The following is a 25,927-nucleotide window of genomic DNA, read 5'->3' on the forward strand; positions in this document are numbered from 1 at the left end:
GACATGGCGAGCCTGGAAGACGTGGAGCGGTTGGTCGGTCAGTTGCCGGAGACCGTCGAGACGACGAAGCACGGCCGTCGGACCTGGGCGGTCGGCGGCAAGGGGTACGCGTGGGAGCGGCCGTTCAGCAAGGCGGACCTCAAGCGGTACGGCGACGAGACGCCGCCCGACGGGCCGATCCTGGCGATCAAGGTCGAGGACCTGGCCGAGAAGGAGGCCGTGCTGACCGCCCGCGCCGGCGACGGGTTCTTCACGATCCCGCATTTCAACGGGTACGCCGCGGTCCTCGTCGAGCTCGACAAGGTGCCGGAACAGGCGCTCCGCGAAGCACTGCTCGACGGGTGGCTGGTGTACGCCCCGGCGAACGTCGCGAAGGCACACCTCGACGGGCGGTGACGCAGAGTGAACCGGTTTCGGGTCCGGTGAGCGGCGAGGGGCGTTGACGGGTGCGGTACGACGGTGTGTTATCCGAGGTAGGACTGGTATTTGGACCGGTCCGTAGGCTGGGATTTTCCGTCGATCCGCCCCAGACACCGCGGAGGGTGCAATGAACGATTTCCAGGAACAGGCGAAGAACTGGCTCCGGAATGTCGTCAAGCAGAACCCGGACAAGATCAAAGCCGGCGTCGAGAAGGCCGGCGACATGATCGACAAGCAGACCGGCGGGAAGTACGCGGAGAAGGTCGACGCGGTCCAGCAGAAGGTCGGGACGTTCGTCGACAAGCAGGGCACAGACGAGCCGGGCCAGGCGGCCCAGGCGGATCAGGCACCCGCGGACACGACCTCGGAGTCCACCACCGCAGGTACGGCGGAGAGCGCGCAGCCCGACAGGCCCGCGGACGGCCCCGCCAGCTGACCAGATCCACATCTGCAGCCCCGCGGCCGTTCCAAGCGCCGCGGGTGCTGAAGACTCCGTCGTACACCTATGTCCGTTGTGGAGTAGTCCAGTGCCCGGAGTGGTCTCATCCCGCGGGTGACGGGCGAGTGTCCGTCTTGACCGCGTGATGGGCCGCGCTTAGCCTCAGGATCAAGAAGGGATGAAACCACTGCATCGGTGGCGGATATAACCATCGGCGAGTCGGGTGAAACGGCCGACTGACCGGCAAAAAGACGCAACCACGCTCGACTGAGCTGAAGGAAGGACGACGGCGCCAGGCGCTGTCGATAGACGGCACCGCACGCAAAACCCGGACGGTCACCAAGCCGGCAAGGGCGCGAGCGGCGTTACCGCGATCTCCGCGTTGTCGGCGGCGACTCACGGTGAGCAAGCGAAGCAGGCAACACCGGAAAGCCGCACCGCGCGGCATCGACGGAGTTGCACAGCCGTACCGTCGCAACGGTAGAGAACCGGTACCGCCCCACCCGGGTGGCACCGGCCCTGCCGTACCCCGAAAGCCGCCGGACCCCGGTGGCGCCTTCAGCCGTACCGGTGGCGAAGTCCCTTCGACAGACGGCCACAGTCCCGCCGCGGGACTCGAAGGAGAGGGGAGACGCCGATGACCGCGATGTCGGTTGGCCTGGCCCTGATCGGATTGCTGATCGCAGGACTGCTGGCCTGGATCGGCCTGACCCTCTCCCGCCGGAAAGCCGCCGACAATTCGACCGCCCAACTCGAGGCCGCGCAGCTCGCCGCCGGTGCGAAGTCCGCGGCAGAGCTGGTCCGCCGGCAGGCTGAGGAAGATGCCGCCGTACTGCGGACGCGGGCCGAGGCGGCCGAGCAACGCAGCGAGGAGATCCGCCGCAGCGCCGAGGACCGGGCGTCCGAGGTGCGCCGTGATGCCGAGCGGCGGGCGTCCGACGTACGGCGGGAAGCCGAAGCCGAGGCGCAGTCGATCCGGGACGACCTGCGCGAGCAACGTCTCGAGATGGAGCGCCGCGACCACCGGCTGACCGAGCGCGAGGAGCGGGCCGACGAGCAGCACCGCGCGATGGAGGAACGCCAGACCGAGCTGACCGCGCAGCTGGCCGAGCTGGACCAGCGCAAGAACGAGATCAAGGATCTCGAGAACGAGCGCCGCCGGATCCTCGAAGGCGTCGCGAACCTGACCACCGAGCAGGCGCGGGCCGAGCTGGTTGCGTCGATCGAGGACGAGGCCAAGCGGCACGCCCACACGATCGTTCGCGAGATCGAGCGGCAGGCTCAGGACGAGGGCGAGATCAAGGCCCGCAAGATCATCACCGGCGCGGTGCAACGGCTGGCGTCCGAGCAAACGAGCGAGTCGGTGGTGTCCGTCGTACACCTGCCGAGTGACGACATGAAGGGCCGGATCATCGGTCGCGAGGGCCGCAACATCCGGTCGTTCGAACAGACCACCGGCGTGAACCTGATCATCGACGACACCCCCGAAGCGGTCCTGCTGTCCTGCTTCGATCCGGTACGCCGGGAGACGGCGCGGCTGACCCTGGACTCGCTGGTGCTCGACGGGCGGATCCACCCGAGCCGGATCGAGGAGATCTACGAGCGCAGCAAGGGCGAGGTCGCCGAGCTGTGCGAGCGGGCCGCCGAGGACGCGATGGCCGACGTCGGGATCACGGACCTCCACCCGGAGCTCGTCCGGACGATGGGGCTGCTGCGCTACCGCACGTCGTACGGACAGAACGTGCTCAAGCACCTGATCGAGTCCGCGCACATCGCCGGGATGATGGCGGCCGAGCTCGGGCTGGATCCCAAGCTGTGCAAGCGTGGCGCGTTCCTGCACGACATCGGCAAGGCGCTCACGCACGAGTCGGAGGGCAGCCACGCGATCGTCGGCGCCGAGCTGGCCCGCAAGTACGGCGAGAACGACGACGTCGTGCACTGCATCGAGGCGCACCACAACGAGGTCGAGGTGCGGACCGTCGAGGCGGTGCTGACGCAGGCCGCGGACGCGGTCAGCGGCGGCCGGCCCGGCGCACGGCGGGAGTCGTTGGAGGCCTACGTCCAGCGGCTCGAACGCCTCGAGGAGATCGCGATGCACCACGACGGCGTCGAGAAGGTGTTCGCGATGCAGGCCGGCCGCGAGATCCGGGTGATGGTCCTGCCGGACGCGGTCGACGACATCGCGGCGCAGGTGATGGCCCGCGACATCGCGAAGCAGGTCGAGGAGGAGCTCACGTACCCGGGCCAGATCCGGGTGACCGTCGTCCGCGAGTCAAGGGCTACCGAGGTGGCGAAGTAACGTACTTCGCCCGCCACGCCGGCGGGTCGAACGGAGCCCCGTAGATCCGGGTCTCGCGAGCGATCCGCCCGTCGCGGAACTCGACGACGTTCGCCACGTAGTACACCTCGCCGCCGTAGTCCGACCGGCCGAGGAGGACGAAGTTGTCGCCGGAGCCGGTGATGCGGAGGATCTGGATCGACGGCGGGTTCGGGTACTCCTGCTGCATCGCGCGCATGGGGTCCCGCCCGACGATGCGTTCGCCGGACTGCGGCATCTCCAGGACGTAGTCCTCCGTGCGCATCTCGTGCTCGGCCTCCGGCGAGAGCGCGAGCTCGCTGTCGGGGCTCCACAGGCGTTCGAGCAGTTCACGGTTGCGGTCCATGAATTCATGGTGCACCCGGCTCACGCCGACGAGCGCGACTACCTGCTCGGTCGCCGGTGGTGAGTCGGGGTGACGTCGATCGGCTCGTCGGCGACGCGCTCCGGCGGGGCCGTGCGGTACTGGCGCTCGACCTCCGGGTCGATGACTGGGCGGTCGGTGCGTCGGCGTTGGTTGGCGAGGCGGTACGACAGCCAGATGCCGGCGGCTCCGCCGAGCATGATGATGATCCCCAGGGCGGTCAGGTTGAACGTGTCGGACGTGTCCCGTACGGCGAACGCCAGGACAGCGCCGATCACGACGAGTGCGATCCCGGCCCCGATCCGCATACCTGCTCCTTCCATGAACACGGAGTAACTGAGCTCACTCCCTGTGCCCAGGAACGACGCGAGGTATGCGTCAGCGGAAGGCGGACTGCCCGGTCAGCGCCTGGCCGATGACGAGCTGGTGGACCTCGGACGTGCCTTCGTAGGTGAGCACCGACTCGAGGTTGTTGGCGTGCCGCATGATCGGGTACTCGCCGCTGATGCCGTTGGCGGCGAGGATCGTGCGGCATTCGCGCGCGATCGCGATCGCCTCGCGGACGTTGTTGAGCTTGCCGACCGACACCTGCTCGGGGCGCAGCGTGCCCTTCTCCTTCAAGCGGCCGAGGTGCACGGCGAGCAGGATGCCCTTGTTCAGCTCGACCGCCATGTCGGCGAGCTTGGCCTGGGTCAGCTGGTACCCCGTGAGCGGCTTGTCGAAGACGATCCGCTCACCGGCGTACGCGATCGCGGTCTCGAGGCAGTCGCGGGCCGCGCCCATCGCGCCGAAGATGATGCCGAACCGGGCCTCGTTCAGGCAGCCGAGCGGGCCGGACAAACCGCGTGCCTCGGGCAACAAAGCTGAGCCGGGCAGCCGGACGTCCGAGAGCACCAGCTCGGAGGTGACGGACGCACGCAGCGACATCTTCTGCTTGATCTCCGGCGCCGAGAAGCCGGGCGTCGACGTCGGTACGACGAAGCCGCGGACGCCGTCGTCGGTCCGCGCCCAGACCACCGCGACGTCGGCGACGGAACCGTTGGTGATCCACATCTTCGAGCCGTTCAGTACCCAGTCGTCGCCGTCGCGGCGGGCGTTGGTGCGCATGCCGGCCGGGTTCGAGCCGAAGTCGGGCTCGGTCAGCCCGAAGCAGCCGATCGCCTCACCCGCGGACATCCGCGGGAGCCATTCGTTCTTCTGCTCGTCGCTGCCGTACTTCCAGATCGCGTACATCGCCAGCGAACCTTGCACGGACACGAGCGACCGCATCCCCGAGTCGGCCGCCTCGATCTCCAAGCAGGCAAGCCCGTACGCGACCGGGCCCAGCCCCGCACACCCGTACCCGGTCAGGTGCATCCCGAGAAACCCGAGCGCACCCAGCTCCTTCGCCAACTCCCGCGCCGGAATCGAAGCCGTCTCGAACCACTCCGGCAACGCCGGCCGCAACCGCTCATCCGCAAACCGCCGAGCAGCCGCCCGGACATCAACCTCTTCCTCACTCAGCAAAGAGTCGACGTCGACAAGATCCAGAGAAGCACCCATGTGCTCACGCTAGCCGGTAGATGCGGCGACGCGGTGGTGTGGAAGGCCACATGCCTATTTCAGGATCAGCGTCCCGTCGAAGGCCTCCAGGTCGGCAAGCGTCTCCTGATACACCGGCCGGAGCGGAGGCAGGTCCTCACGCGCGAAGAACCGCGCATCACGGGTCTCGTCAGTCTCAGCGAGCAGTGAGCCGCTCCAGCGGTCGACGCGGAAGACCACTGCGAACATCTGGTGCTGCCCGCCGTAGGCGTTCGTGAACCAGTACTGCGGACCGGTGTACAGCGCGATCGGCGTGGCCGCCTCGACGATCAGCCCGGTCTCCTCTTGCACCTCGCGAACCAGCGCGTCCTGGATCGACTCGCCCAGCTCGAGGCCGCCTGCCGGCATCACCCAGGTGTCGTCGTCGGTGCGGCGTACCAGGAGCACGTCGCCGGCTTCGTTCACGATCACGGCTCGCGGCCCTGGCGTGATCAGGCGTTGGTCGCCGACGTGCCTTCGGAGCGTGCCGACGTACGACTGCTCGTACGGCAGCGAACTCACTTGCTGTACCAAGGCCACCACCAGTGGCGTTTGCGGGGGTGGCGGACTACGACGCTGGCGTGGTGGGCTCGGCCGGTGACGTGCAGGCGGACTCCGCCGGGACGAGGTGCGACCGCCTTGTTCTTGGCGCTGCTGTGGTTGGCCTCGACCTGGTCGATGTCGACGCTCCAGCCTTCGGGGATCACCATGATCACCGAGCTGTGGATGGCCTGGGCGTCGACGTGGATGTCGGCCCAGTGGACGACGGCGTCGGTGAAGTCGAGCTTGACCGACGAGTGTTCGGCGATCGCGGTCAGGCGTTCGGGCACGACCCAGGCGCCTTCGCGCTTCTGTGCGCTGTGCCGCGCGCGGAGGGTCAGCTCCTGGGAGCTGCCGTGGGCGACCGGCATCAGGTCGGCGGTCGCGTTGCGCAGTTCCAGCTGCGTCTTGGCCGAGTAGACCTGGGTCAGCCGTTCGTCCAGTTCCTCGAAGTCCAGCCGCCCGTCGGTATGCGCTTCCTGGACCACGGCGGCGGCTCGTTCGCGGTCGTTGTCGGATGCCCGGTGACCGGGCGGCGGCTGCTCCAGACTCATGCGACCAAAGGTAGCGCCGCTACCGGTCCGAGCAGAACGACAGGAATCTCCCGACGACGGCCGACCAGGTCTTGTCCAGCTCCTCCGCGTACCTCTCGGCATCCGCGACCACGGCATCCGGATCGAACCCCATCGACCGCAGCCGCTCCGGGTTCCACCGGCGTACGCGATCGGCCGCGACCTCCGGGTGGAACTGCACACCCCAGCTCCGGTCTCCGACCCGCAGCATCTGGTTCGGGCACCGCTCACTGGACATCAGCAGTACGGCGTCCGCCGGCAGCCGCGTGATCTGGTCCTGGTGACTCTCAACCGCCCACACCGTCGACGGCAGCTCACCGACCAGCGGGTCGTCCGCGGCGGCCGGCAGAACTGTCAGCGACGTCACACCCTTCTCGGGCAGCCCGTACTTCCCCTTCACCTCGCCGCCGAACGTATGCGCCAGCAACTGACCGCCCAAGCAGATCCCGAGCACAGGCACCCGGCCGTGTGAGTCCCGCAGCAGCGCGCGCTCCGCCGGCAGCCATGGCGACCGCTCGTCCTCGTCAGGCAGCATCCCGCCGCCGAGCATGATCAGCCCCGCATGGCCGTCCACGGTCGTGGGCACCGGCTCGCCGTCCCACGCCCGGACGACCACGGGAGTGATGCCACGGTCCTCGAGCCAGCCGAGCAGCTTGCCCGGACCGCTGCCCTCGTCGTTCTCGATCATCAGCACGGAAGTCGGCACCGGGCCACCGTACGCGGCACACCGGACACCGCCGTACCGGAGTCGTGATTCCTGGATACTGATGCACTGTGGGGGTGCAGATGGAGCCGATCAGCGGATTCGTGCGTGCCGTGGTGGGGGACGTGTCCTTCATCTTCGGCAAGGGCATGGTCAACGCGTACCTGCTGGCCCGCCGCAACGGAGTCGCGAGGCCACAGCTCGACCTCCTGGTGCGCTCACACGGTCAATATGTGCCGCTCGACATCCCGACCGGCACCGTGCCCGCGGTCGACCGACTGGTCGGGCTTGACGAGAGCCGGCCGACGCCGCTGCTGACAGTCGAGTTCACTCCGGGCGACACCGGCGCCGAGGCGCACCTCACTGCCAACAACCCCGTCCTCATCACGATCACCGACATCACCCACCGCGAGTACGACGCCGTGGTGCTCACCACGTCGCTCGGCGCAGCGGCGTACGCCCAACTGCCGCCCGGTTACTACCACGTGTCCGCTGTGGTCATCGACGAGCACGCCGAGCTGCTGCAGGGGTACAGCGCCCAGCACAACCTGCACGTGGACAAGGGCGACGACCTGATCGTCTCGCTGTCGATCCGTACCGCCGGGGTCGGCGAGATCGCGACGGCCCTGGAGACCGGGCCGCAGCCGGTGCTCGTGGGCGAGGACGGCGACGTCGTACCGCTGCTCGATCTGGTCCGCATCGGCCGCGCGCCGGACTGCGACGTGATCATCGACCGCCAGGAGATCAGCCGTCATCACGCCGAGCTGCTGCGGATCGACGCGACCGGCTACGAACTGCGGGATCTCGGCTCCACCAACGGGACGTCGGTGAACGGCGTGCGGATCGAGACCGCGATGGTCGGCGACGGCGACGAGATCCGGCTCGGCGCCATGCCCTTCCGCCTGTACCTCGGCTGACCGCACCCGGACCCCCATCCGGACCCGGACCTGGAAGAATGGCGTCGTGAACTCACGCAGCGTCGTCATCCTCGGTTCGACCGGCTCGATCGGCACTACGGCGCTCGAGCTGATCGGTCGCAACCGGGACCGCTTCCGCGTGCTCGCACTGTCTGCCGGCGGCGACAACGTCGGGCTGCTGGCCGAGCAGGCGCTCGAGTTCGATGTCGAGGTCGTCGCGGTGGCGAAGGCCACGGTCGCGCAGGACCTGCAGCTGGCGTTCTACGCCGAGGCGCAGCGGAAGGGGTACGCGCAGGGCGAGTTCCGGATCCCGAAGATCGTCACCGGGCCGGATGCCTCCAGCGAGCTTGCCGCGATGCCGTGTGACGTGGTTCTCAACGGGATCAACGGCTCGGTCGGCCTGCACGCGACGCTGGCCGCCCTGGACGCCGGGAACACGCTGGCGCTGGCGAACAAGGAGTCGCTGGTGGTCGGTGGCCCGATCGTGACGCGGCGGGCCAAGCCCGGGCAGATCGTCGCGGTCGACTCCGAACACAGCGCGATCGCCCAATGCCTGCGTGGCGGTACGCCGAACGAGGTCCGCAAGCTCCTGCTGACCGCGAGCGGCGGCCCGTTCCTCGGTCGTCCCCGCAGCGAGCTCGCGAACGTCACGGTCGAGCAAGCCCTTGCCCACCCGAACTTCGCGATGGGCCCGGTCGTCACGATCAACTCCGCGACGCTGGTCAACAAGGGCCTGGAGCTGATCGAGGCGCATCTGCTCTTCGGCATCCCGATGGACCGGATCGACGTCGTGATCCACCGGCAGCAGGCGATCCACTCGATGGTCGAGTTCTTCGACGGCGCGACGATCGCGCAGGTCGGCGTACCGACGATGACCGTGCCGATCGGGCTCGCGCTCGGCTGGCCTGACCGGATAGCGGACGCTTCGCCGCCGTGGAACTTCACCGAGGCGAGCACCTGGACGTTCCAGCCGGTCGACGACGCCGAGTTCCCGTCGGTCGGTCTGGCCCGCGAGGCGGGCACCCGGGGCGGTACGGCGCCGGCCGTGTTCAACGCCGCCAACGAGGTCTGCGTGGAGGCGTTCCGGGCCGGACGGCTGCCGTTCACCGGAATCGTCGACACAGTCGCCCGGGTGGTGACCGAACACGACGTACCCTCGTATGTGGAACTGTCCGTCGACGACGTGCTCGCCGCGGACGCGTGGGCCCGGACCAGGGCCCGTGAGCTCACCGCCGATAGCAGCCAGGAGAACCAGAAGGCATGACCGTGCTTCTCACCACCGTCGGCATCGTGCTGTTCGTCCTCGGGGTCCTGATCTCCGTGGCGCTGCACGAGATGGGCCACATGCTCCCGGCGAAGGCGTTCGGGATGAAGGTGACGCAGTTCTTCGTCGGCTTCGGCCGGACCATCTGGTCGACGAAACGCGGCGAGACGGAGTACGGCATCAAGGCGATCCCGGCCGGCGGTTTCGTCCGGATCATCGGGATGCTGCCGCCGGGCAAGGGCCAGGACCCGACGAAGATCCGCAAGGCCAACACCGGCCCGATCCAGTCGATGGTCGAGAACGCCCGGTCCGCGGAGTACGAGACGATCTCGCCCGAGGACGACGGCCGGCTCTTCTACCAGAAGGTGTGGTGGAAGAAGCTGATCGTGATGGCCTCCGGGCCGCTGGTGAACGTGGTGATCGCGTTCGTGCTGTTCGGCGGGCTCTACATGCTCTACGGGACGCCGGTCGCGCAGACCACGGTCTCCACCGTCACCGACTGCGTGATCCCGGCCAACCAGGCGACGGCCGACCGGAAGTGCACCGATACCGACAAGGTGTCGCCGGCCAAGGTCGCCGGGTTCCAGGTCGGCGACAAGATCGTCTCGTTCAACGGCACGCAGATCACCAGCTGGGACCAGCTCACGCCGCTGATCCGCGCGAACACCGACAAGCCGGCCACGATCGTTGTCGAGCGCAACGGTGCGCAGAAGACCCTGCAGACCAGCACGATCGTGAACCAGGTGCAGGAGAGCGCCACCTCCGACAAGCTCGTGTCGGTCGGGTTCCTCGGCATCTCGCCGACCGAGAAGGTGGAGCGGCAGAGCTTCGGCTTCGTCGTCGACCAGATGGGCAAGCTGACCGTCAGCACCGTGCAGGCGCTGGGCAAGTTCCCGGAGAAGCTGGTCGGGGTCGCGAAGTCGATCGTCGGCGGTCAGCGCGACCAGGACAGCCCGATGAGCGTGGTCGGCGCGAGCCGGGTCGCCGGTGAGGTCGCCTCCAGTGACCTGGGCGTCGGCCAGAAGATCGCCACCGGGATCCTGCTGCTCGCCTCGCTGAACCTGTTCCTTGCCCTGTTCAACTTCATCCCGCTGCTGCCGCTGGACGGCGGTCACATGATCGGCGCGATCTGGGAGGGTATCCGGCGCGGCTTCGCCAAGCTGTTCCGCCGGCCCGACCCCGGGTACGTCGACGTGGCCAAGCTGCTCCCGATCGCGTACGTCGCGGCCAGCGTGATCGTGGTGATGGGCGTGCTGCTCGTCATCGCCGACATCGTGAACCCGATCAAGCTCTTCAACGGCTGACCCTCACCCCCACTGGTTAAGGAATCATGAGCATCAACCTGGGCATGCCCGCGCTGCCGCCTCCGACCCTCGCGCCGCGCCGCAAGACCCGTCAGATCAAGGTCGGCAGCGTGCTGGTCGGCGGCGACGCACCGATCTCGGTGCAGTCGATGACCACCACGCCGACCAACGACGTCAACAAGACGCTGCAGCAGATCGCCGAGCTGACCGCGGCGGGCTGCGACATCGTCCGGGTCGCGTGCCCGCGGCAGGAGGACGCCGACGCGCTGGCGGAGATCGCGCAGCACTCGCAGATCCCGGTGATCGCCGACATCCACTTCCAGCCGGGCTACGTGTTCGCCGCGATCGAGGCCGGCTGCGCCGCGGTCCGGGTGAACCCGGGCAACATCCGCAAGTTCGACGACCAGGTCAAGGAGATCGCCCAGGCGGCGAAGGACCACGGTACGTCGCTGCGCATCGGCGTGAACGCGGGTTCGCTGGACAAGCGGCTGCTGGAGAAGTACGGGAAGGCGACGCCCGAGGCGCTGGTCGAGTCGGCCGTCTGGGAGGCGTCGCTGTTCGAGGAGCACGACTTCCACGACTTCAAGATCTCGGTCAAGCACAACGACCCGGTCGTGATGGTGCAGGCCTACGAGATGCTCGCCGAGCGGGGCGACTGGCCGCTGCACCTCGGGGTGACCGAGGCCGGGCCGGCGTTCCAGGGCACGATCAAGTCGTCGGTCGCGTTCGGCGCGCTGCTGTCGAAGGGCATCGGGGACACGATCCGGGTATCGCTGTCCGCGCCGCCGGTCGAGGAGGTCAAGGTCGGCCTGCAGATCCTGCAGTCGCTGAACCTGCGCGAGCGCAAGCTCGAGATCGTCTCCTGCCCGTCCTGCGGCCGCGCCCAGGTGGACGTCTACACGCTCGCCGAGCAGGTCACCGCCGGCCTCGAGGGTATGGAGGTCCCGCTCCGCGTCGCCGTCATGGGTTGCGTCGTCAACGGCCCGGGCGAGGCCCGGGAAGCCGACCTCGGCGTCGCCTCCGGCAACGGCAAGGGCCAGATCTTCGTCAAGGGCGAGGTCATCAAGACCGTCCCGGAGTCGGCGATCGTGGAAACCCTCATCGAAGAGGCCATGCGCATCGCCGAAACCATGGAAGCCACCGGCGACGAACCCACCGTCAGCGTCAGCTGAGCTGCACCAGATTCCCGTTGTTCTTGGTGCGCGGATGAGGCCAACTTTGGTGTAAAGTTGGCCTCATGACGCGCATCTCCGTCGACGTGAACGACGAGTGGCTCGAGGCCGCTCGCGCTGAGCTGGGTACGGACACCAAGGTGGAGACGATCAACGCCGCCCTGCATGAGCTGGCCCGGCGGAAACGTGCCAAGGACCTCATCGCCACGCTCGACGAGGTGGAGCTGGACGTGAGCGGCTCGGACGCGGCCTGGCGGTATGGCGGGGGACGTGACTTCAGCCGCCTGGAGATCGACGCTCGGGAAGAGCGCAGCGCGTGATGGCTGGAGCCGCCTACCTGGCGGACACTTCTGTTTTCGTGCTGCGCGGCCGCGACATCAACGTCAAGCACCGCTTCGACAGCCTGCTGGTCGAAGGCCGGCTGGCGTTCTGCCAGATGACCCTCCTCGAGTGCCTGAACAATGCTCCTGACCCGAAGACCTACGAACGGTTGTGGGCCGATCTCCAGGGGCAGCGATGGGCGGACGTGAGCACCGAGGCCATGGACCGGGCCCTGAACGTCCATCGGTCGCTGGCGAAGAAGAGTCAGCATCGGCAGTTTCGGCTGCCTGACCTCATCATCGCTGCGACTGCCGAACTGGCAGGGTTGACGGTTCTGCACTACGACGACGACTACGACCGGATCGCGAAGGTCACTGGGCAGCCAGTGGAATGGGTAATGCCGAAGGGGACGCTCTGACGGTGACCGAGTACCTGGTAGTTAGTGCTGTCGCTGGGGAGGCTCGGTATGTGCCGGCGGGGATTCCGGTGGTGGTTACCGGGGTGGGTAAGACGGCTGCGGCGGTTGCGGTGAGTCGGGCGCTGGGGGAGCGGGACACGTCGGATCTGGTGGTTCTCAACGTGGGGACCACCGGGGCGTTGCGGGACGGGATGGGTGGGCTTTACCTGCCCAGTGTGGTGATCAATCACGACGTGAATGCGCAGGCGGTCCGGGCTATCGGGCTGGATCCGCAGGATGAGTTGCGCATCGACGGTGGCGACGGGACGGTGCTCGCGTCGGGGGATGTGTTCGTGACGGATCCGGTGGTGCGGCAGCGGCTGGCGGACCGGGCGCACCTGGTGGACATGGAGGCGTACGGTGTCGTCTACGCGTGCCGCGAGTACGGCGTACCGGTCCGTGTCGTGAAGCATGTGTCCGACTCGGCGGATGAGGCAGCGCTCGACTGGCCTGCTCTGGTGGACGCGAGCGCCAAGGTGCTGGGCGAGTGGGTCAGCGAGTACGTGCGCTGAGCCACTCCAGTACTGCGGTCTCCCGGACCAGCCAGCGCATCACGCCGACGCCGCTCTCCATCACTGCGCGGTTCGCCGCCAGGGCAGCGTCGACGGTCACCCACTGCGGCGTGAGTTCCAGGTCGGCCTCGTAGCCCTCCAGCTGCTGCTGACCGACCGGCGTCCCGCCCGAGCATTCGAAGTAGTACGACGTCATGCCGAACACGTCGTACTCCGCGTCGATGGCCGGCACCTCCTCGCGGGTCGTCACCAGCTCCGCGCCGACGGCAACCGCGTCGTACGCGCACTCCTCACGGAACTCGCGGCGTAGCGCGACTTCGAAGGACTCGCCCAGCTCGACGCCGCCACCGGGGAACTTGTAGTCGCCGTGCCGCGAGCCGAGCAGCAGCAACTCCGGTCCGCGGAACAGCACTCCGCGGACCGCGGTGCGTTCGACCACACGTCCGCCGGGAGCGAGTTCCGGTGAGCGAAAGGTCGCGAGCAGCATGCGGTCTATGCTGACTTGGCCTTGGGTCAAGTACGCCATTCGCTGGAGGTCCGCATGGCCGGTTCGTCGCTCCTGTCGGCACTCATCACTGCCCTCGCGGACGGGTCGATCGAGGTGGTGGATCTGACCTCGCCGCTGTCCGCGTCGACGCCGGTGATCCAGCTTCCGCCGGAGTTCGGCCAGACGGCGCAGTTCGCGCTGGAGGAGATCAGCAGGTACGACGACCGCGGGCCGGCCTGGTACTGGAACAACTTCACCAGCGGCGAGCACACCGGCACGCACTTCGACGCACCGAACCACTGGGTCACCGGCAAGGACCTCGCCGACATCGCTTCGGTCCCGGCGAACCGGCTGATCGCACCGGCCGTCGTGCTCGACTTCACCGCCGAGGTGGAGAAGAATCCCGACTTCCTCGTCGAGGTCGATCACCTCAAGGCCTGGGAGGCGGACAACGTTCCGCTCCCGAAGGGCGGCTGGCTGTTCGTACGCACGGGCTGGGACGCCCGATCGCACTCGCAGGAGGCATTCATCAACGCCGACGAGAACGGACCGCACACCCCGGGCCTGTCGCCCGAGTGCGCGCGCTGGGTCGCGCAGGAGTCGCCAGTCCTCGGTATGGGCGTCGAGACGGTCGGCACCGACGCGGGGAAGGCGCACTCGTTCGACCCACCGTTCCCGTGTCACTCGTACCTGATGGGCAGCGACAAGTACGGGCTGACACAACTGCAGAACCTCGCGCAGCTCCCGCCGACGGGCGCCGTCGTCATCGCCGGACCGTTGCCGATCGTCGGCGGCTCCGGCGCTCCCGCCCGGGTGCTCGCGCTGGTCGAACGCTGATGAACGTCGCGGGCGCCGTCGGCCGGGCGCTGGTGGCCGCGGGCGTCCGCCAGGTGTTCGGCGTGGTCGGGTCAGGCAACTTCCATCTGACGAATGCGATGGTCGCCGCCGGCGCGCGCTTCGTCGCCGCGCGGCACGAGGGCGGTGCGGCCACGATGGCCGACGCGTACTCGCGGATGAGCGGGACGGTCGCCGCGCTGACGGTCCACCAGGGCTGCGGTCTGACCAACGCGATGACCGGGATCGCCGAGGCGGCCAAGAGCCGTACACCGATGGTCGTGGTCGCGGCGGAGGTCCTCGAGCCGCGGTCGAACTTCTACGTCGACCAGGAGGCGTTGGCTCGCGCGGTGGGCGCGGTCCCGGTGCGGATCACGTCGGCGGAGACTGCGGTCGCCGAGGCGCGCGAGGCCGTGGAAACCGCCGTACGCGAACGCAGGACGGTGTTGCTGAACGTGCCGCTTCCCACGCAGGCGTTGGAGGTTCCGTCACCTGCGGCCACGCAGCCGTTGCCGTCGAGGGAGGCGGTGGTGCCGGAGGCCGTCGAGGTCGCCGCCCTGACTGACCTGCTGCGGCGTTGCGAGCGGCCGGTCTTCGTTGCAGGTCGCGGAGCTCGCGGACATCGTCAGATCCTCGAAGCGTTGGCGGAGCGATCCGGCGCACTCCTCGCGACCTCGGCCGTCGCGCACGGCCTGTTCCACGGCAACCCATGGTCGCTCGGGATCTCAGGCGGCTTCGCCTCACCGCGTACTGCGGAACTGATCCGCGCCGCCGACCTCATCGTCGGCTGGGGCTGCGCCCTGAACATGTGGACGATGCGCCACGGCCAGCTGATCGGACCCGACGCGACCGTGGTGCAGGTCGACGACGACAGGTCCGCACTCGGCGCGCATCGCGAGATCCACCTGGGAGTCACCGGCGACGTCGGCCTCACCGCCGAGCTCGCCCTCGGCGCATTCGGCGAGCAGCGCGTTGGCTATCGGGATGTCAAGCTCGGCAGCGCGCGCTGGCGGGACGTCGAGTACGACGACACGAGTACTGCGGAGCGGATCGACCCGCGGACGTTGAGCATCGCGCTCGACGACGTACTCCCAGCCGAGCGTGTGGTCGCCGTCGACTCGGGCAACTTCATGGGCTACCCGAGCGCGTATCTGGCCGTGCCCGACGAGAACGGCCTGTGCTTCACGCAGGCGTTCCAGTCGATCGGCCTCGGCCTCGCGACCGCGATCGGTGCCGCGCTCGCCCAGCCGGGCCGGCTGCCGGTTGCGGCATTGGGCGACGGCGGCGCGCTGATGAGTGCGGCAGAACTCGACACGGTCCGACGACTGGGTCTGCCGATGCTGGTGGTCGTCTACAACGACGATGCGTACGGCGCCGAGGTACACCACTTCGGTCCCGACGGGCATCCGACGGACACGGTGACGTTCCCGCCGACCGATATCGCCGCGATCGCGCGGGGGTACGGCTTCGAGGCCGCGACCGTACGCACGGTCGACGACCTCGCCGCGGTCACGCGATGGCTCGACGGACCACGCGAGGCGCCGATGCTCGTGGATGCGAAGGTCGTTGCGGACCAGCCGTCCTGGTGGCTGGAGGAGGCGTTCCGCGGCCACTGAGGCGGTCCGGCCTATCCTGGCTTGACCTTGACCCTGGGGGCAAGGTTTAGCGTCGGGGTGAAGGAGGCGGAATGCGGATCAGCGATCTGGCGGCCGAGGCCGGTGTGACGGTCAAGGCGGTGCGGTACTACGAGGCGCAGGGGCTGCTCAGGCCGCGGCGCGAGGCGAACGGGTACCGCGTGTACGACGCGGACGACGTGGTCGTGGTGCGCGAGGTGAAGGCGTTGCTCAGTCTCGGGCTGACCGCGGAGCAGACGTACCCGTTCATCGAGTGCCTGCGCGCCGGCAACGAGCGGGCGGACGTGTGCCCGGCGTCGCTCACGGCGTACCGGACCCGGATCGCGGACGTGGACCGGCGGATCGCGGAACTCACCGATCTGCGGGCCCGGCTGACCGACCTCCTGACCGATGCCGAGAGCTGGAGGATGAAACAACTATGAGCGAACTGCGTACCGTCGACGAGGCCGCCTTCGACGAGGTCGTCCTGCGGTCCGAGAAGCCCGTACTCGTGGACTTCTGGGCCGAGTGGTGCCCGCCCTGCCACCAGATCGCGCCAGTCTTGGCCCAGATCGCTGCCGACCGCGACGATCTGACCGTGCTCAAGCTGAACGCCGACGAGAACCCGGCCATCGCCGCGAACTACCGCGTGATGGCGCTGCCCACCCTGATGCTCTTCCACCACGGCGAGGTCATCTGGGCCGTCGTCGGCGCCCGCCCCAAGGCCAAACTCGTCAAGGAACTCGACGACGCGCTGCTCGCCGCCGTTTAGTTGAACCTGTAGAGCTCGACCAGCACGCCATGGGGCCCGGCGACGTACGCCGACGTCGTGCCCCAGTCGGTCTCGACCGGCTCGAGAACCACGGTGCCGCCTCGGCGGCGGATCTCCTCGATGTCGGCGCGGACATCGTCGCTGCTGAACTGGAGGAGGGTGCCGCCGAGCGGGCCGAAATCGTCGACCATCGCGCCGGTGTGCAGCGCGATCGTCATCGCGCCGGCCTTCACCTCGGCGTACCCCTCGCTCGCCGTGCCGGAGATCTCCAGGCCGAGGATGCCGGCGAAGAAGTCGGCCAGGTCCTGGTTCTTCTCGCGGCTGTCGGTGAGCAGGCCGAGGTGGTCGAAGCGGAGGTTCATCGTCGGATCTCCCTGTCGGTTGACGGTTAGCTGTCTAGGATGCTAGCAATATAGCCATGGCGGATGATGGTGGCAAGAAGGTGCAGTTCAACGTGTATCTGCCGCCGGGGTTGGTGCGGCGGGTGAAGCACAAGGCGATCGACGAGGGGGCGAGTTTGTCGTCGTTGGTCGAGCAGGCGCTGGCGGAGTACCTGGACAAGCATGGGGAGGCGCGGGGATGAGCAACGCAGTGATCAGACCGCTGCGGTTCACGGCGGACGTGGAGGCGATGCGCGGGTTCCTCGAGCTGCTGGGGCTGCGGTCGCGGATCGAGTCCGAGCGGGGCGGGTGGGTGGACATGCTGACCGGTCGTGGCATGGTCGCGCTGCACGACGCGGCTAGCAGTAGCACGGGCGGACAGCCGGGCCAGACCACGCTGTCGTTCGAGGCGGAGAAGATCGACGAGCTGCGGGACCGGCTGGAGCAGGTGGGGTTCGTCGACGCGACTGTCTTCGACGAGGCGTACGGGCGCGTTCTGTCGGTGACAGGACCGGATGGCGTCGTCATCTGGGTCGACGAGCGTTCCGAGGACATGTACGGGTACAAGCTGCACGATGCGCGTCCGGACGAGCGCTGGTCGGTCACGCCGTACCTCACGGGTGCAGAGGAGCCGGCCTGGCGCCGCTTCTTCGAAGGCCTCGGCATGGAGGTCCCTGCGCGATTCGGGCCGACGGATGGCGGCTTCGCCGTCCGGCTGGACCTGACGACGACGGAGGCCCTGGACGACGTCCGGCGCAGACTGAACGACTATGAAGCGACACGCACCGCCGACGGACTGGAGATCGTGGACCCGGACGGCCAGCTGGTCGTGGTGCACGGATGATCGCCGTACGCCGGGCCGAGCTCAGCGACGTCGATGCGATCCGGCAGATCGGCCTGACCACTTGGCCGGTCGCGTACGCCGGACTGGTGTCGGACGCGTTCATGACCGACGGACTGGCCGAGTGGTGGTCCGTAGAGGCCGTCGAGCGCGGCATCAGCAAAGGCATCACCCTCGTAGCTTCTGACGGCGTCGAGCTCCTCGGCATGGTCGGACTGGGCCGCGAGGAAGACTCCTGGGTGATGTGGAAGCTCTACGTACTGCCTGACCAGCAGCGCAAGGGCGTAGGCAAAGCACTGCTCGACGCCGCGATCGCAGCCCTCCCGGACGGTACGCCGGAACTCTTCCTCGACGTGCTGGTCGCGAACGAGCAGGCGATCGGCTTCTACCGCTCCCAAGGTTTCACCGAGGCGAAACGGACCCCGAACCGCGATCTAGGCGTCGATTTGATGTGGATGGTCATTGACCTCGACCGCACCTGAACTTGCAGGATTCCGCTCATGACGACAGTGATGCCCGCGCGGCTGCGCGACGACCCGGACTTCCGGCGGTACTGGCTGGCCCGTGCGCTGTCGATCACCGGGTCGATGGTCACCGCGATCGCGCTCCCGGTGCTCGTCTACCGGCTCAGCGGTTCGACCGTCCTGACCGCACTGGTGACAGCGCTGGAGTCCGCGCCGTACTTGCTGACCGGACTGTTCGCGGGTGCGCTCGCAGACCGCTGGAACCGGCGGCGCGTGATGATCACCGCGGACTGTGTGAACGCCGTGCTCGTCGGTTCGGTGCCGGTTGCGCATCTGCTCGGTGTGCTGTCGATCGCCCACGTACTGGTGGTCGCGTTCACTGTGCAGTCCGTCTACACCTTCTTCGACGGTGCCAACTTCGGTGCGCTGCCAGTCCTGGTCGGACGAGCCCGGGTAGCGCAGGCGAACTCCGCAGTCTGGACGGCGTCGAGCCTGATCGAGCTGTTCGTGCCCCCGTTGACTGGTCTGACCCTCGCAGTACTCGATCCGGCCAGTCTGCTCACGCTGGACGCGCTCAGCTTCGCAGCGTCCGCGTTCGCGGTCCGGGGGATCGTACGGGCGATGTCCGAGTCCCGGGCGGGTCAGCCGCCGCTCCGGCCGCGGGTAGTACTGACCGACATCGCTGACGGCCTGCGGTACCTGGTCCGCCACGCCGGCGTACGAACCATGACGATCGTCGGCAGCGTGCAGTCGTTCGCAGGCGGCGGATTCATGGCGCTGATCGTGGTCTGGTGCGACCGTGTTCTCCACATCGGTACGTCGGGGCTCCGGTTCGGACTGGTCTGGGGGACGTGGGGCATCGGCGGACTGATCGCCGCACTCAGCCTGCCCCGGTTGCTGAAGCGGATGCCGCCTGCAGCCATCACGCTGTACGCACTGCCGGTCTCGGCGCTCCTGGGCGTGCTCACACCGTTGTCACCCGACTGGGTTGCCGCAGCGATCGCAACGCTCGTGTGGGGTTCGGCGTACGTGCTGGTGATCGTCAACGCGATCTCGTACCGCCAGCAGGTGACTCCCGAGAAGCTGCTCGGCCGGGTCAACACAGCAGGCCGGATGCTGTCGTGGGGCGTCGGGTGGACGCTGGGCTCAGTGGTCGGCGGGGTGCTCGGCAACGCGTACGGACCGCGCACCGGAATGGTGCTGATGGGCCTGTTCGGATGCCTCGGCGTCATCTTCGCCTGGACCTCGCCGCTGCGCCGGATCGCGGCCGGAGCGGACCCCGAGCTTTCCTGACCCGGCCCCGTTGCATACGTGTACTGCGTTCATCCGCTAGGTTCTGCGCGTGGGCGTACGGGTTCTCGGTCCTCGTGACCTCGCGGCGGCGCGTGCGGTCATCGCTCGCGATCCGGTTGTGAACGTGTTCGTCGACAGCCTGGTCCAGGCGTCCGGACTAGACCCGCGCCGCGGCGCCGAGGTCTGGGGGTACGTCGACAAGGGTGCGCTGGAGGCCCTGTGCCACGCCGGCGGGAACATGGTGCCGGTGGGTGCGGACGACGCGGCGCTCCGCGCGTTCGCGGCGTACGCGATGCGGCGCGGACGGAACTGCTTCCAGATCCTCGGGCAGGCTCGCGCGGTCGACCAGCTGTGGAGCATCCTCGAGCCGCACTGGGGTCCGGCCCGCGAGGTGCGGGACGACCAGCCGTTCATGGTGATCGAGGGGTCGCCGCTGATCGCACCGGATCCGCTGGTCCGCGCGGTGGAGCCGGTCGAGCTCCCGGTCCTGTATCCGGCCTGTGTGGCGATGTACACCGAGGAGGTCGGCGTACCGCCGCAGACCGGGCCGGACGGGACGTTCTACCGGTCCCGGGTCGCGGAGCTGATCCGGGCCGGGCGTGCGTTCGCGCGGATCGAGGACGGCCGGGTCGTGTTCAAGGCCGAGGTCGGCTCGGTCGGTTCGGGTGTGTGCCAGATCCAGGGCGTGTGGGTCGATCCGGAGTACCGCGGCCGGGGCCTGGCCGCGCCAGGTATGGCGGCTGTGGTGGAGCTGGCCCGGCAGATCGCGCCCGTCGTGACGCTGTACGTCAACGCGTTCAACCTGCCGGCGCGGGCGGCGTACGAGCGGGTCGGCTTCCGCACGATCGAGACGTTCGCGACGATTCTGTTCTGATACTGCTTACTCTCCGTGATCCGGCGACGGCGGTTGTCGGGTTGGCTGGTCGGCATGCGAAGGCTCGCGGCGTTCCTGTGCACCTTTGCCCTGCTGCTGATCTCCTCGGCGGCCTACTCGTCGCCGGTGGTGACGTACTACGGCGGGTACCACACCGTCGTCGGCCATGAGCAGCACAATGCGGCCGTGGCCGCGGCGCATCCGGACCTGGTGAAGCTGTACGACATCGGCGACTCGTGGCTGAAGGCGCAAGGACGGGGCGGGCACGACATCCAGGCCCTCTGCATCACGAAGCTCGCGCCCGGCGACTGTGCGCTGAACAGCACTGGCAAGAAGCCGAAGCTGGTTGTGCACGCGCAGATCCACGCGCGCGAGATCGCGACCGGCGAGATCGCGTACCGATGGATCGACCTGCTCGTCTCGTCGTACGGCGTCGACCCCGAGATCACCGCACTGCTCGACACCCGCGAGCTGTGGGTGGTGCCGATCGCGAATCCGGACGGAGTGGACGTCGTCGCGTCGGATCCGGCCCGGCCGCTGCTGCAGCGCAAGAACGTTGACGACAGCGCGGGCGACTGCCTGACGTCGTACCCCGGGGTCGACCTGAACCGGAACTCGTCGTTCCAGTGGGACGCGAACCAAGGCGGTCCGTGCACCGAGATGTACCCCGGGGCGAAGCCGGCGTCCGAGCCGGAGACCGTAGCGATACAAGGCTTGTTGGCCGCGATCTTTCCGGACACGAAGGGCGCGGTGGACGACCGGGCCGCCGCGAGCACGACCGGCGTCTTCCTGACCCTGCACAGCTACGGCAACGACATTCTGGCGCCGTGGGGTTACACCCGGGATGCCGCGCCGGACCGGGCCGCGTTGGTGGCCCTGGGCAACAAAATGAGTGCGGTCACGGGTTATCCGGTCTTCACCGGCGACGGCGGGATCGGGTACTTCACCCCGGGTTCGACCAGCGACTGGTTGTACGGGACGCGTGGCGTGCCGTCGTACACGTTCGAGATCGGTCCGAAGAGCGGGTGGTGCGCGGGCTTCCTGCCGGCGTACTCGTGTATTGCCTCGACGTTCTGGCCGTTGCTGAAACCAGCGTTGGTTTACGCGGCCCGGGCCGCGGCGACGCCGTACGGGCCGTTGCCGTGATTACTGTCGGGTAAGCTCCGGCGCATGTCGCGGAGCAAGACCACCACCGGCCTGGCCGTTCTGTTCGGCGTGCTCGGATCCTTGCATTTCCTGAAGCCGGAACCGTTCGAGCAGATCGTGCCGCGAGCGCTGCCGCGCAAGAAGGAACTCGTGTACGCGTCCGGCGCGGCCGAGTTGGCCTGCGCGGCAGGTCTGCTGCATCCGCGCACGCGGCGGCTGGCGGGGTTGATGAGCGCGGGCCTGCTGGTCGCGGTGTTTCCGGCGAATGTGCAGATGGCCGCGGACCTGCAGAAGAAGGGTTCTCCGACGGCCCGGGCCATCGCTTATGCGCGGTTGCCGTTGCAGATCCCGTTGATCCGGTGGGCGCTCAGGGCAGCCCGGGAGTGACCTGTGGATAACGTGGTGAGACCATCACCAGCGGACCGATATTCTCTCTGTTGTCCTGTTCTCGACTTTTTGCACGCTTGGAGACTCCCGTGATTTTGCGTATGTCGTCGCTGTTCCTCCGCACCCTTCGCGAGGACCCGGCGGACGCGGAGGTCCCGAGCCACAAGCTGCTCGTCCGCGCCGGGTACATCCGTCGCGCCGCGCCCGGCATCTACACCTGGCTGCCGCTGGGCCTGCGGGTGCTGCGCAACGTCGAGAAGATCGTCCGCGAGGAGATGGACGCGATCGGCGCGCAGGAGCTGATCTTCCCGGCGCTGCTGCCCCGCGAGCCCTACGAGGCCACCGGCCGCTGGACGGAGTACGGGCCGAACATCTTCCGGCTGAAGGACCGCAAGGGCGCGGACATGCTGCTCGGCCCGACGCACGAGGAGATGTTCACACTGGTCGTCAAGGACCTGTACTCGTCGTACAAGGACCTGCCGCTGTCGATCTACCAGATCCAGAACAAGTACCGCGACGAGGCACGGCCGCGGGCCGGCGTGCTGCGCGGGCGTGAGTTCGTGATGAAGGACTCGTACTCGTTCGATGTCGACGACGACGGCCTCGCCGCGTCGTACGAGAAGCATCGCGAGGCGTACATCAAGATCTTCGACCGGCTCGGGTTCGACTATGTGATCGTGCAGGCGATGTCCGGCGCGATGGGCGGCTCGCGGTCCGAGGAGTTCCTCGCGATCGCGGAGAACGGCGAGGACACCTTCGTCCGCTCCCCGGGTGGGTACGCCGCCAACGTCGAGGCGGTCGTGGTTCCGCAGGCCGCAGCGGTCGACGCGTCCGGCGTACCGGCCGCCGAGGTCGTGGACACGCCGGACACGCCGACGATCGACACGCTCGTGGACGCGCTGAACGCGAAGCACGCGCGCGCCGACGGCCGCGAGTGGACGGCCGCGGACACGTTGAAGAACGTGCTCGTGATGCTGGTGCACCCGGACGGGTCGCGTGAGCCGCTGGCGATCGGTGTGCCCGGCGACCGGGCGATCGACGAGAAGCGGCTCGGCGCGCAGATGGAGCCGGCCGAGGTCGCGGCGTTCGAGGAGGCGGACTTCGAGAAGTACCCGTCGCTCGCGAAGGGCTACATCGGTCCCGGCGTGCTGGGCAAGGACAACGCGTCCGGCATCCGATACCTGCTCGACCCGCGGGTTGCCGAGGGCTCGGCGTGGGTGACCGGTGCGGACAAGTCCGGCTTCCACGTCATCAACCTGGTGCACGGCCGCGACTTCACCGCCGACGGCACGATCCAGGCCGCCGAGGTGCGCGACGGCGACCAGGCGCCGGACGGTTCGGGTCCGCTGGAGACCGCGCGCGGTATCGAGATGGGCCACATCTTCCAGCTCGGCCGCAAGTACGCCGACGCGCTCGACCTCAAGGTCCTCGACCAGAACGGCAAGCTCGTCACGGTCACCATGGGTTCGTACGGCGTGGGCGTGACCCGCGCGGTCGCGGCCATCGCCGAGGGCAACCACGACGAGCTCGGCCTGGTCTGGCCGCGCGAGATCGCCCCTGCCGACGTCCACCTTGTTGCCACAGGCAAGGATTCCGAGGTGTTCGCGAAGGCCGCCGAGCTCGCGGCGGAGCTCGAGTCCCGCGGCCTGACGGTCATCTACGACGACCGCGAGAAGGTCTCCCCAGGCGTCAAGTTCAAGGACGCCGAACTCATCGGCGTCCCCACCATCGCCGTAGTAGGCAAGGGCCTCGCCGACGGCACCATCGAGGTCAAAGACCGCCGCACCAACACCCGCACCGACGTCCCTCTCGCCGACGTCGTGGACCACTTGGTCACCGCCGTCCGCGGCTGAACTACGTCGGGCCCCGCCGAGATGGCGAGGCCCGACGCCGTGGGCCTGCTCCTGCCTGCGCAAGAACCCGGCCGCGGGAAAGACGTGGCCCCGGCGACATGACCTGAGTCAGCGGTCCACCGGGGCTTTCGTTGTTGATTCTATCACCGAAAGGAACAAGCCTCTGTGGCGTCCACAGGCCCCACAGCGCCCCCGGTGGGCCCGTGGGTCTTCCGCTGGTTGAGCGCGGCGAGGCTAGCGAAGTACCGCGACGCCTCCGGAGGCGACCTGCACCGCGCGCTGGCTTTGTACAACGCGACCAGCTCGAGCAGGCCTGTGAGCGGGTCGGCCCCAGCGGGGGCCCGGGCAAGGTGATTGCCGAACTCACATTCGGATTCTGGCGTTTTCTGAGCTCGTCCGCCCACGAGAAGTCGGTCTGGGTGCCGTATCTGCACCAGGCGTTCCCGCCCGGCACGGATCGGAAGCGGGACGTGGACAGCAAGGTTGCGGCGCTCAACCGGCTGCGTAATCGCGTCGCCCACCATGAGCCGTTGATTGCTGAGAACTTGTCGCGGGAGGCGGCCAAGGTCAGCGCGCTTGGTGGTCTGATCGATCCCGAGCTGGGCGAGTACTTGACCGCGACCTCCGCAGTGCCTGCGCTCCTGCTGGAGCGCCCCCTCTAGGTGCGGTGGATCCCACCACATCTCACCCCCAAATTCTTTCGTCGAGTGTGTCGAGGAAAGTCGGTTGGTTTCGATCCAGGGGTGAGGCGCCAGAGGGGGTGTCTCGGATCTAGGGAGTGGTGATGACGGAATTTGTGGTGGTTGGTGGGGGGATCGACGAGCTTCGTGGGGTTGTGCGGGGTGAGGTCCTCGTGGCGGGGGAGGCGGGGTATGCCGAGGCTGCGCGGGTGGTGATGGCCGAGGGGCGGCCGGGGGTGGTGGTGCGGTGTGCGGGGGCGGCTGATGTGGTGGCTGCCTTGCGGTACGCCGAGGCGCGGGACCTGCCTGTCGCCGTGCGGAGTGGTGGGCACAACGCGGCGGGGTTCGGTACGAACGACGGTGGTGTGGTGATCGACGTACGGCCGATGGACGAGGTCAAGGTGTTGCCGGACGACGTCGTGCGCGTGGGTGCCGGGGCGGCCTGGGGTGACGTGGCCGCGCGACTCGGGAAGCTCGGGCTGGCGATCTCGTCGGGGGACACGGCGAGCGTCGGCGTCGGCGGGCTGATGGCGGGCGGCGGCATCGGCTGGATGGTCCGCAAGCACGGGCTGGCGATCGACAACGTGGTGTCGGCCGAGGTCGTCACCGCGGACGGCGCAGTACGCCGGGTCGACGCTGTCAACGAGCCGGAATTGTTCTGGGGACTGCGCGGCGCCGCGGGCAGCCTCGGCGTGGTCACGTCGTACGACATCACCGCCGTCCGGCAGCCGACCGTGCACTACGGCACCCTGCTGTACCCGTGGACCCAGACGGAGCAGGTGCTCAACGGCTGGGCGGAGTACGCCGCGACCGCGCCCGAAAGCCTCACGTCATCGCTGCAGCTCGCGCCGACGATGATGGCCGACCGTCAGGTCCCGGTCGCCATCATGGTGTGCGTCGCAGGCGACCCGGCGGTCCTCGAACCGCTGCGCAACCTCGGCACGCTGCTGACGGACAAGGTCGCCGAGGTGCCGTACGCCGAGGTCCTGTCCGACATGTCGATGCCCGCGGACTGGAGGCCGCGGATCCGCAACGGCCTGTTCGACATGTGGTGGCCCGACCTCACCGGCCGGCTGCTCGAGGCGCGTCAGCAGATCCCGGCGATGGCGATGGAGATCCGCGCACTGGGCGGCGCGTTCGGGGCGATGCCCGCGGATGCGACCGCGTTCGCGCACCGCGACGCGCAGTTCATGGTCAACTCGGTGGTGATGGGAACGCCCGACGCACAGGCCGCGCAGGACTTCGACGCCTTCTGGGAGACCCTGCGGCCGAACGGCGCGTACCTGAACTTCCTGTCCAACCCGACCGATGCGGACGTCGACAGTTGCTATCCGGAATCACACCGCGCCCGCCTGGCCGCGCTCAAGCAGGAGGTCGACCCCGGCAACGTGTTCCGCAACGCACTGAGCGTGGCTCCGCAGCCGGAGTGAGCCGGAGTGAA

General features: G+C 68.3%; 32 protein-coding genes. 24 read left to right on the top strand and 8 right to left on the bottom strand.

Annotation, left to right across the window (positions count from 1 at the left end):
- The first annotated feature begins 3 nt into the window (after positions 1-3).
- The 3 genes from ABT313_RS35500 (at position 4) to rny (ending at position 3,158) form a co-directional block, all read left to right on the top strand.
- On the top strand, positions 4-396 hold the full coding sequence (locus tag ABT313_RS35500) for an MmcQ/YjbR family DNA-binding protein (protein ID WP_350862965.1): 393 nt from the start codon (positions 4-6) through the stop codon (positions 394-396).
- Between the two features lie 151 nt (positions 397-547).
- The gene (locus tag ABT313_RS35505) at positions 548-856 is read left to right on the top strand and encodes an antitoxin (protein ID WP_350862967.1); all 309 of its coding nucleotides are present in this window, start codon (positions 548-550) and stop codon (positions 854-856) included.
- Positions 857-1,496: 640 nt separating this feature from the next.
- Positions 1,497-3,158 carry a ribonuclease Y gene (gene rny / locus ABT313_RS35510; protein ID WP_350862970.1) on the top strand — a complete coding sequence of 554 codons (1,662 nt, stop codon included), beginning with the start codon at positions 1,497-1,499 and terminating at the stop codon, positions 3,156-3,158.
- On the opposite strand, the gene ABT313_RS35515 is transcribed toward rny, so the two are convergent.
- The 6 genes from ABT313_RS35515 to ABT313_RS35540 form a co-directional block, all read right to left on the bottom strand.
- On the bottom strand, positions 3,139-3,522 hold the full coding sequence (locus ABT313_RS35515) for a nuclear transport factor 2 family protein (RefSeq protein WP_350862972.1): 384 nt from the start codon (positions 3,520-3,522) through the stop codon (positions 3,139-3,141). The two genes, rny and ABT313_RS35515, sit on opposite strands and share 20 nt — an antisense overlap.
- A 38-nt stretch (positions 3,523-3,560) precedes the next feature.
- Positions 3,561-3,848 carry a DUF6458 family protein gene (locus ABT313_RS35520; RefSeq protein ID WP_350862975.1) on the bottom strand — a complete coding sequence of 96 codons (288 nt, stop codon included), beginning with the start codon at positions 3,846-3,848 and terminating at the stop codon, positions 3,561-3,563.
- A 70-nt stretch (positions 3,849-3,918) separates the two neighbouring features.
- Complete coding sequence (locus tag ABT313_RS35525; protein ID WP_350862978.1) at positions 3,919-5,082, bottom strand: acyl-CoA dehydrogenase family protein; 1,164 nt, start codon at positions 5,080-5,082, stop codon at positions 3,919-3,921.
- A gap of 54 nt (positions 5,083-5,136) precedes the next feature.
- Complete coding sequence (locus ABT313_RS35530) at positions 5,137-5,622, bottom strand: NUDIX domain-containing protein (RefSeq protein WP_350862981.1); 486 nt, start codon at positions 5,620-5,622, stop codon at positions 5,137-5,139.
- Positions 5,619-6,194, bottom strand: a complete 576-nt coding sequence (locus ABT313_RS35535; RefSeq protein ID WP_350862983.1) for a DUF1707 SHOCT-like domain-containing protein — start codon at positions 6,192-6,194, stop codon at positions 5,619-5,621. Before ABT313_RS35535 ends, ABT313_RS35530 begins: the two co-directional genes overlap by 4 nt.
- A 19-nt stretch (positions 6,195-6,213) precedes the next feature.
- Positions 6,214-6,918, bottom strand: coding sequence for a type 1 glutamine amidotransferase (locus ABT313_RS35540; RefSeq protein WP_350862986.1), 705 nt, complete (start codon positions 6,916-6,918; stop codon positions 6,214-6,216).
- A 68-nt stretch (positions 6,919-6,986) separates the two neighbouring features.
- Between ABT313_RS35540 and ABT313_RS35545 the strand changes: the two genes are divergently transcribed.
- The 7 genes from ABT313_RS35545 (at position 6,987) to ABT313_RS35575 (ending at position 12,862) form a co-directional block, all read left to right on the top strand.
- Positions 6,987-7,832 carry an FHA domain-containing protein gene (locus tag ABT313_RS35545; RefSeq protein ID WP_350862989.1) on the top strand — a complete coding sequence of 282 codons (846 nt, stop codon included), beginning with the start codon at positions 6,987-6,989 and terminating at the stop codon, positions 7,830-7,832.
- 46 nt (positions 7,833-7,878) lie between these two features.
- Positions 7,879-9,096 (top strand): 1-deoxy-D-xylulose-5-phosphate reductoisomerase, encoded by a 1,218-nt coding sequence (gene dxr / locus ABT313_RS35550; RefSeq protein ID WP_350862992.1) that lies wholly within the window; start codon positions 7,879-7,881, stop codon positions 9,094-9,096.
- A complete protein-coding gene (locus ABT313_RS35555; RefSeq protein ID WP_350862995.1) occupies positions 9,093-10,400 on the top strand; it encodes a M50 family metallopeptidase in 1,308 nt (435 codons plus the stop codon). Before dxr ends, ABT313_RS35555 begins: the two co-directional genes overlap by 4 nt.
- A gap of 26 nt (positions 10,401-10,426) precedes the next feature.
- Positions 10,427-11,572, top strand: a complete 1,146-nt coding sequence (ispG, locus tag ABT313_RS35560) for a flavodoxin-dependent (E)-4-hydroxy-3-methylbut-2-enyl-diphosphate synthase (protein WP_350862998.1) — start codon at positions 10,427-10,429, stop codon at positions 11,570-11,572.
- 65 nt (positions 11,573-11,637) lie between these two features.
- Positions 11,638-11,892 (top strand): type II toxin-antitoxin system VapB family antitoxin, encoded by a 255-nt coding sequence (locus tag ABT313_RS35565; protein ID WP_350863001.1) that lies wholly within the window; start codon positions 11,638-11,640, stop codon positions 11,890-11,892.
- The gene (locus ABT313_RS35570; RefSeq protein ID WP_350863003.1) at positions 11,892-12,311 is read left to right on the top strand and encodes a PIN domain nuclease; all 420 of its coding nucleotides are present in this window, start codon (positions 11,892-11,894) and stop codon (positions 12,309-12,311) included. Before ABT313_RS35565 ends, ABT313_RS35570 begins: the two co-directional genes overlap by 1 nt.
- A 2-nt stretch (positions 12,312-12,313) precedes the next feature.
- A complete protein-coding gene (locus ABT313_RS35575) occupies positions 12,314-12,862 on the top strand; it encodes a nucleosidase (RefSeq protein WP_350863005.1) in 549 nt (182 codons plus the stop codon).
- On the opposite strand, the gene ABT313_RS35580 is transcribed toward ABT313_RS35575, so the two are convergent.
- Entirely contained in the window at positions 12,843-13,349 is a 507-nt protein-coding gene (locus tag ABT313_RS35580; protein WP_350863007.1) for an NUDIX domain-containing protein, read from the bottom strand. The two genes, ABT313_RS35575 and ABT313_RS35580, sit on opposite strands and share 20 nt — an antisense overlap.
- Before the next feature lie 54 nt (positions 13,350-13,403).
- On the opposite strand from ABT313_RS35580, the gene ABT313_RS35585 reads away from it, so the two are divergent.
- The 4 genes from ABT313_RS35585 to trxA all read left to right on the top strand — a co-directional run bounded on the left by ABT313_RS35585 (position 13,404) and on the right by trxA (position 16,568).
- Entirely contained in the window at positions 13,404-14,186 is a 783-nt protein-coding gene (locus tag ABT313_RS35585) for a cyclase family protein (protein WP_350863009.1), read from the top strand.
- Positions 14,186-15,799 carry a thiamine pyrophosphate-binding protein gene (locus ABT313_RS35590; RefSeq protein ID WP_350863011.1) on the top strand — a complete coding sequence of 538 codons (1,614 nt, stop codon included), beginning with the start codon at positions 14,186-14,188 and terminating at the stop codon, positions 15,797-15,799. The genes ABT313_RS35585 and ABT313_RS35590 overlap by 1 nt, the downstream gene beginning before the upstream one ends.
- A gap of 71 nt (positions 15,800-15,870) precedes the next feature.
- Positions 15,871-16,239 (top strand): MerR family transcriptional regulator, encoded by a 369-nt coding sequence (locus tag ABT313_RS35595; RefSeq protein ID WP_350863014.1) that lies wholly within the window; start codon positions 15,871-15,873, stop codon positions 16,237-16,239.
- Positions 16,236-16,568 (top strand): thioredoxin, encoded by a 333-nt coding sequence (gene trxA / locus ABT313_RS35600; protein ID WP_350863017.1) that lies wholly within the window; start codon positions 16,236-16,238, stop codon positions 16,566-16,568. Before ABT313_RS35595 ends, trxA begins: the two co-directional genes overlap by 4 nt.
- Here the strand turns inward: trxA and ABT313_RS35605 are convergent.
- Positions 16,565-16,930, bottom strand: coding sequence for a VOC family protein (locus ABT313_RS35605; protein ID WP_350863020.1), 366 nt, complete (start codon positions 16,928-16,930; stop codon positions 16,565-16,567). The genes trxA and ABT313_RS35605 overlap by 4 nt on opposite strands.
- 56 nt (positions 16,931-16,986) lie before the next feature.
- On the opposite strand from ABT313_RS35605, the gene ABT313_RS35610 reads away from it, so the two are divergent.
- The 10 genes from ABT313_RS35610 (at position 16,987) to ABT313_RS35655 (ending at position 25,916) form a co-directional block, all read left to right on the top strand.
- Positions 16,987-17,151, top strand: a complete 165-nt coding sequence (locus ABT313_RS35610) for a ribbon-helix-helix domain-containing protein (protein WP_130450832.1) — start codon at positions 16,987-16,989, stop codon at positions 17,149-17,151.
- Positions 17,148-17,792: a VOC family protein gene (locus tag ABT313_RS35615; RefSeq protein WP_350863023.1), complete on the top strand. Its 645-nt coding sequence runs from the start codon at positions 17,148-17,150 to the stop codon at positions 17,790-17,792. Before ABT313_RS35610 ends, ABT313_RS35615 begins: the two co-directional genes overlap by 4 nt.
- Positions 17,789-18,271 (top strand): GNAT family N-acetyltransferase, encoded by a 483-nt coding sequence (locus ABT313_RS35620; protein ID WP_350863025.1) that lies wholly within the window; start codon positions 17,789-17,791, stop codon positions 18,269-18,271. The genes ABT313_RS35615 and ABT313_RS35620 overlap by 4 nt, the downstream gene beginning before the upstream one ends.
- An 18-nt stretch (positions 18,272-18,289) precedes the next feature.
- Positions 18,290-19,546, top strand: coding sequence for an MFS transporter (locus tag ABT313_RS35625; RefSeq protein ID WP_350863028.1), 1,257 nt, complete (start codon positions 18,290-18,292; stop codon positions 19,544-19,546).
- 49 nt (positions 19,547-19,595) lie between these two features.
- Complete coding sequence (locus ABT313_RS35630) at positions 19,596-20,420, top strand: GNAT family N-acetyltransferase (RefSeq protein ID WP_137254648.1); 825 nt, start codon at positions 19,596-19,598, stop codon at positions 20,418-20,420.
- A 54-nt stretch (positions 20,421-20,474) separates the two neighbouring features.
- Positions 20,475-21,566, top strand: a complete 1,092-nt coding sequence (locus ABT313_RS35635) for a M14 family zinc carboxypeptidase (RefSeq protein ID WP_350863031.1) — start codon at positions 20,475-20,477, stop codon at positions 21,564-21,566.
- 24 nt (positions 21,567-21,590) lie between these two features.
- Positions 21,591-21,953 (top strand): DoxX family protein, encoded by a 363-nt coding sequence (locus ABT313_RS35640; protein ID WP_350863034.1) that lies wholly within the window; start codon positions 21,591-21,593, stop codon positions 21,951-21,953.
- Positions 21,954-22,042: 89 nt separating this feature from the next.
- Positions 22,043-23,806 carry a proline--tRNA ligase gene (locus ABT313_RS35645; RefSeq protein ID WP_350863036.1) on the top strand — a complete coding sequence of 588 codons (1,764 nt, stop codon included), beginning with the start codon at positions 22,043-22,045 and terminating at the stop codon, positions 23,804-23,806.
- 419 nt (positions 23,807-24,225) lie between these two features.
- Positions 24,226-24,468, top strand: a complete 243-nt coding sequence (locus ABT313_RS35650) for a hypothetical protein (protein ID WP_350863039.1) — start codon at positions 24,226-24,228, stop codon at positions 24,466-24,468.
- A gap of 122 nt (positions 24,469-24,590) precedes the next feature.
- Positions 24,591-25,916 (top strand): FAD-binding oxidoreductase, encoded by a 1,326-nt coding sequence (locus tag ABT313_RS35655; RefSeq protein ID WP_350863042.1) that lies wholly within the window; start codon positions 24,591-24,593, stop codon positions 25,914-25,916.
- Positions 25,917-25,927: the final 11 nt, after the last annotated feature.

This window comes from Kribbella sp. NPDC000426 (genome assembly GCF_040300265.1).
Lineage (GTDB): Bacteria > Actinomycetota > Actinomycetes > Propionibacteriales > Kribbellaceae > Kribbella.

What these genes read in the sequence shown, in the direction of transcription:
- ABT313_RS35500 (WP_350862965.1), top strand. Translation starts at nt 4, where the DNA reads ATGGCGAGCCTGGAAGACGTGGAGCGGTTGGTCGGTCAGTTGCCGGAG.
- ABT313_RS35505 (WP_350862967.1), top strand. Translation starts at nt 548, where the DNA reads ATGAACGATTTCCAGGAACAGGCGAAGAACTGGCTCCGGAATGTCGTC.
- rny (WP_350862970.1), top strand. Translation starts at nt 1,497, where the DNA reads ATGACCGCGATGTCGGTTGGCCTGGCCCTGATCGGATTGCTGATCGCA.
- ABT313_RS35515 (WP_350862972.1), bottom strand. Translation starts at nt 3,522, where the DNA reads ATGGACCGCAACCGTGAACTGCTCGAACGCCTGTGGAGCCCCGACAGC.
- ABT313_RS35520 (WP_350862975.1), bottom strand. Translation starts at nt 3,848, where the DNA reads ATGCGGATCGGGGCCGGGATCGCACTCGTCGTGATCGGCGCTGTCCTG.
- ABT313_RS35525 (WP_350862978.1), bottom strand. Translation starts at nt 5,082, where the DNA reads ATGGGTGCTTCTCTGGATCTTGTCGACGTCGACTCTTTGCTGAGTGAG.
- ABT313_RS35535 (WP_350862983.1), bottom strand. Translation starts at nt 6,194, where the DNA reads ATGAGTCTGGAGCAGCCGCCGCCCGGTCACCGGGCATCCGACAACGAC.
- ABT313_RS35555 (WP_350862995.1), top strand. Translation starts at nt 9,093, where the DNA reads ATGACCGTGCTTCTCACCACCGTCGGCATCGTGCTGTTCGTCCTCGGG.
- ispG (WP_350862998.1), top strand. Translation starts at nt 10,427, where the DNA reads ATGAGCATCAACCTGGGCATGCCCGCGCTGCCGCCTCCGACCCTCGCG.
- ABT313_RS35565 (WP_350863001.1), top strand. Translation starts at nt 11,638, where the DNA reads ATGACGCGCATCTCCGTCGACGTGAACGACGAGTGGCTCGAGGCCGCT.
- ABT313_RS35570 (WP_350863003.1), top strand. Translation starts at nt 11,892, where the DNA reads ATGGCTGGAGCCGCCTACCTGGCGGACACTTCTGTTTTCGTGCTGCGC.
- ABT313_RS35580 (WP_350863007.1), bottom strand. Translation starts at nt 13,349, where the DNA reads ATGCTGCTCGCGACCTTTCGCTCACCGGAACTCGCTCCCGGCGGACGT.
- ABT313_RS35585 (WP_350863009.1), top strand. Translation starts at nt 13,404, where the DNA reads ATGGCCGGTTCGTCGCTCCTGTCGGCACTCATCACTGCCCTCGCGGAC.
- ABT313_RS35590 (WP_350863011.1), top strand. Translation starts at nt 14,186, where the DNA reads ATGAACGTCGCGGGCGCCGTCGGCCGGGCGCTGGTGGCCGCGGGCGTC.
- ABT313_RS35595 (WP_350863014.1), top strand. Translation starts at nt 15,871, where the DNA reads ATGCGGATCAGCGATCTGGCGGCCGAGGCCGGTGTGACGGTCAAGGCG.
- trxA (WP_350863017.1), top strand. Translation starts at nt 16,236, where the DNA reads ATGAGCGAACTGCGTACCGTCGACGAGGCCGCCTTCGACGAGGTCGTC.
- ABT313_RS35605 (WP_350863020.1), bottom strand. Translation starts at nt 16,930, where the DNA reads ATGAACCTCCGCTTCGACCACCTCGGCCTGCTCACCGACAGCCGCGAG.
- ABT313_RS35610 (WP_130450832.1), top strand. Translation starts at nt 16,987, where the DNA reads ATGGCGGATGATGGTGGCAAGAAGGTGCAGTTCAACGTGTATCTGCCG.
- ABT313_RS35615 (WP_350863023.1), top strand. Translation starts at nt 17,148, where the DNA reads ATGAGCAACGCAGTGATCAGACCGCTGCGGTTCACGGCGGACGTGGAG.
- ABT313_RS35620 (WP_350863025.1), top strand. Translation starts at nt 17,789, where the DNA reads ATGATCGCCGTACGCCGGGCCGAGCTCAGCGACGTCGATGCGATCCGG.
- ABT313_RS35625 (WP_350863028.1), top strand. Translation starts at nt 18,290, where the DNA reads ATGACGACAGTGATGCCCGCGCGGCTGCGCGACGACCCGGACTTCCGG.
- ABT313_RS35635 (WP_350863031.1), top strand. Translation starts at nt 20,475, where the DNA reads ATGCGAAGGCTCGCGGCGTTCCTGTGCACCTTTGCCCTGCTGCTGATC.
- ABT313_RS35640 (WP_350863034.1), top strand. Translation starts at nt 21,591, where the DNA reads ATGTCGCGGAGCAAGACCACCACCGGCCTGGCCGTTCTGTTCGGCGTG.
- ABT313_RS35655 (WP_350863042.1), top strand. Translation starts at nt 24,591, where the DNA reads ATGACGGAATTTGTGGTGGTTGGTGGGGGGATCGACGAGCTTCGTGGG.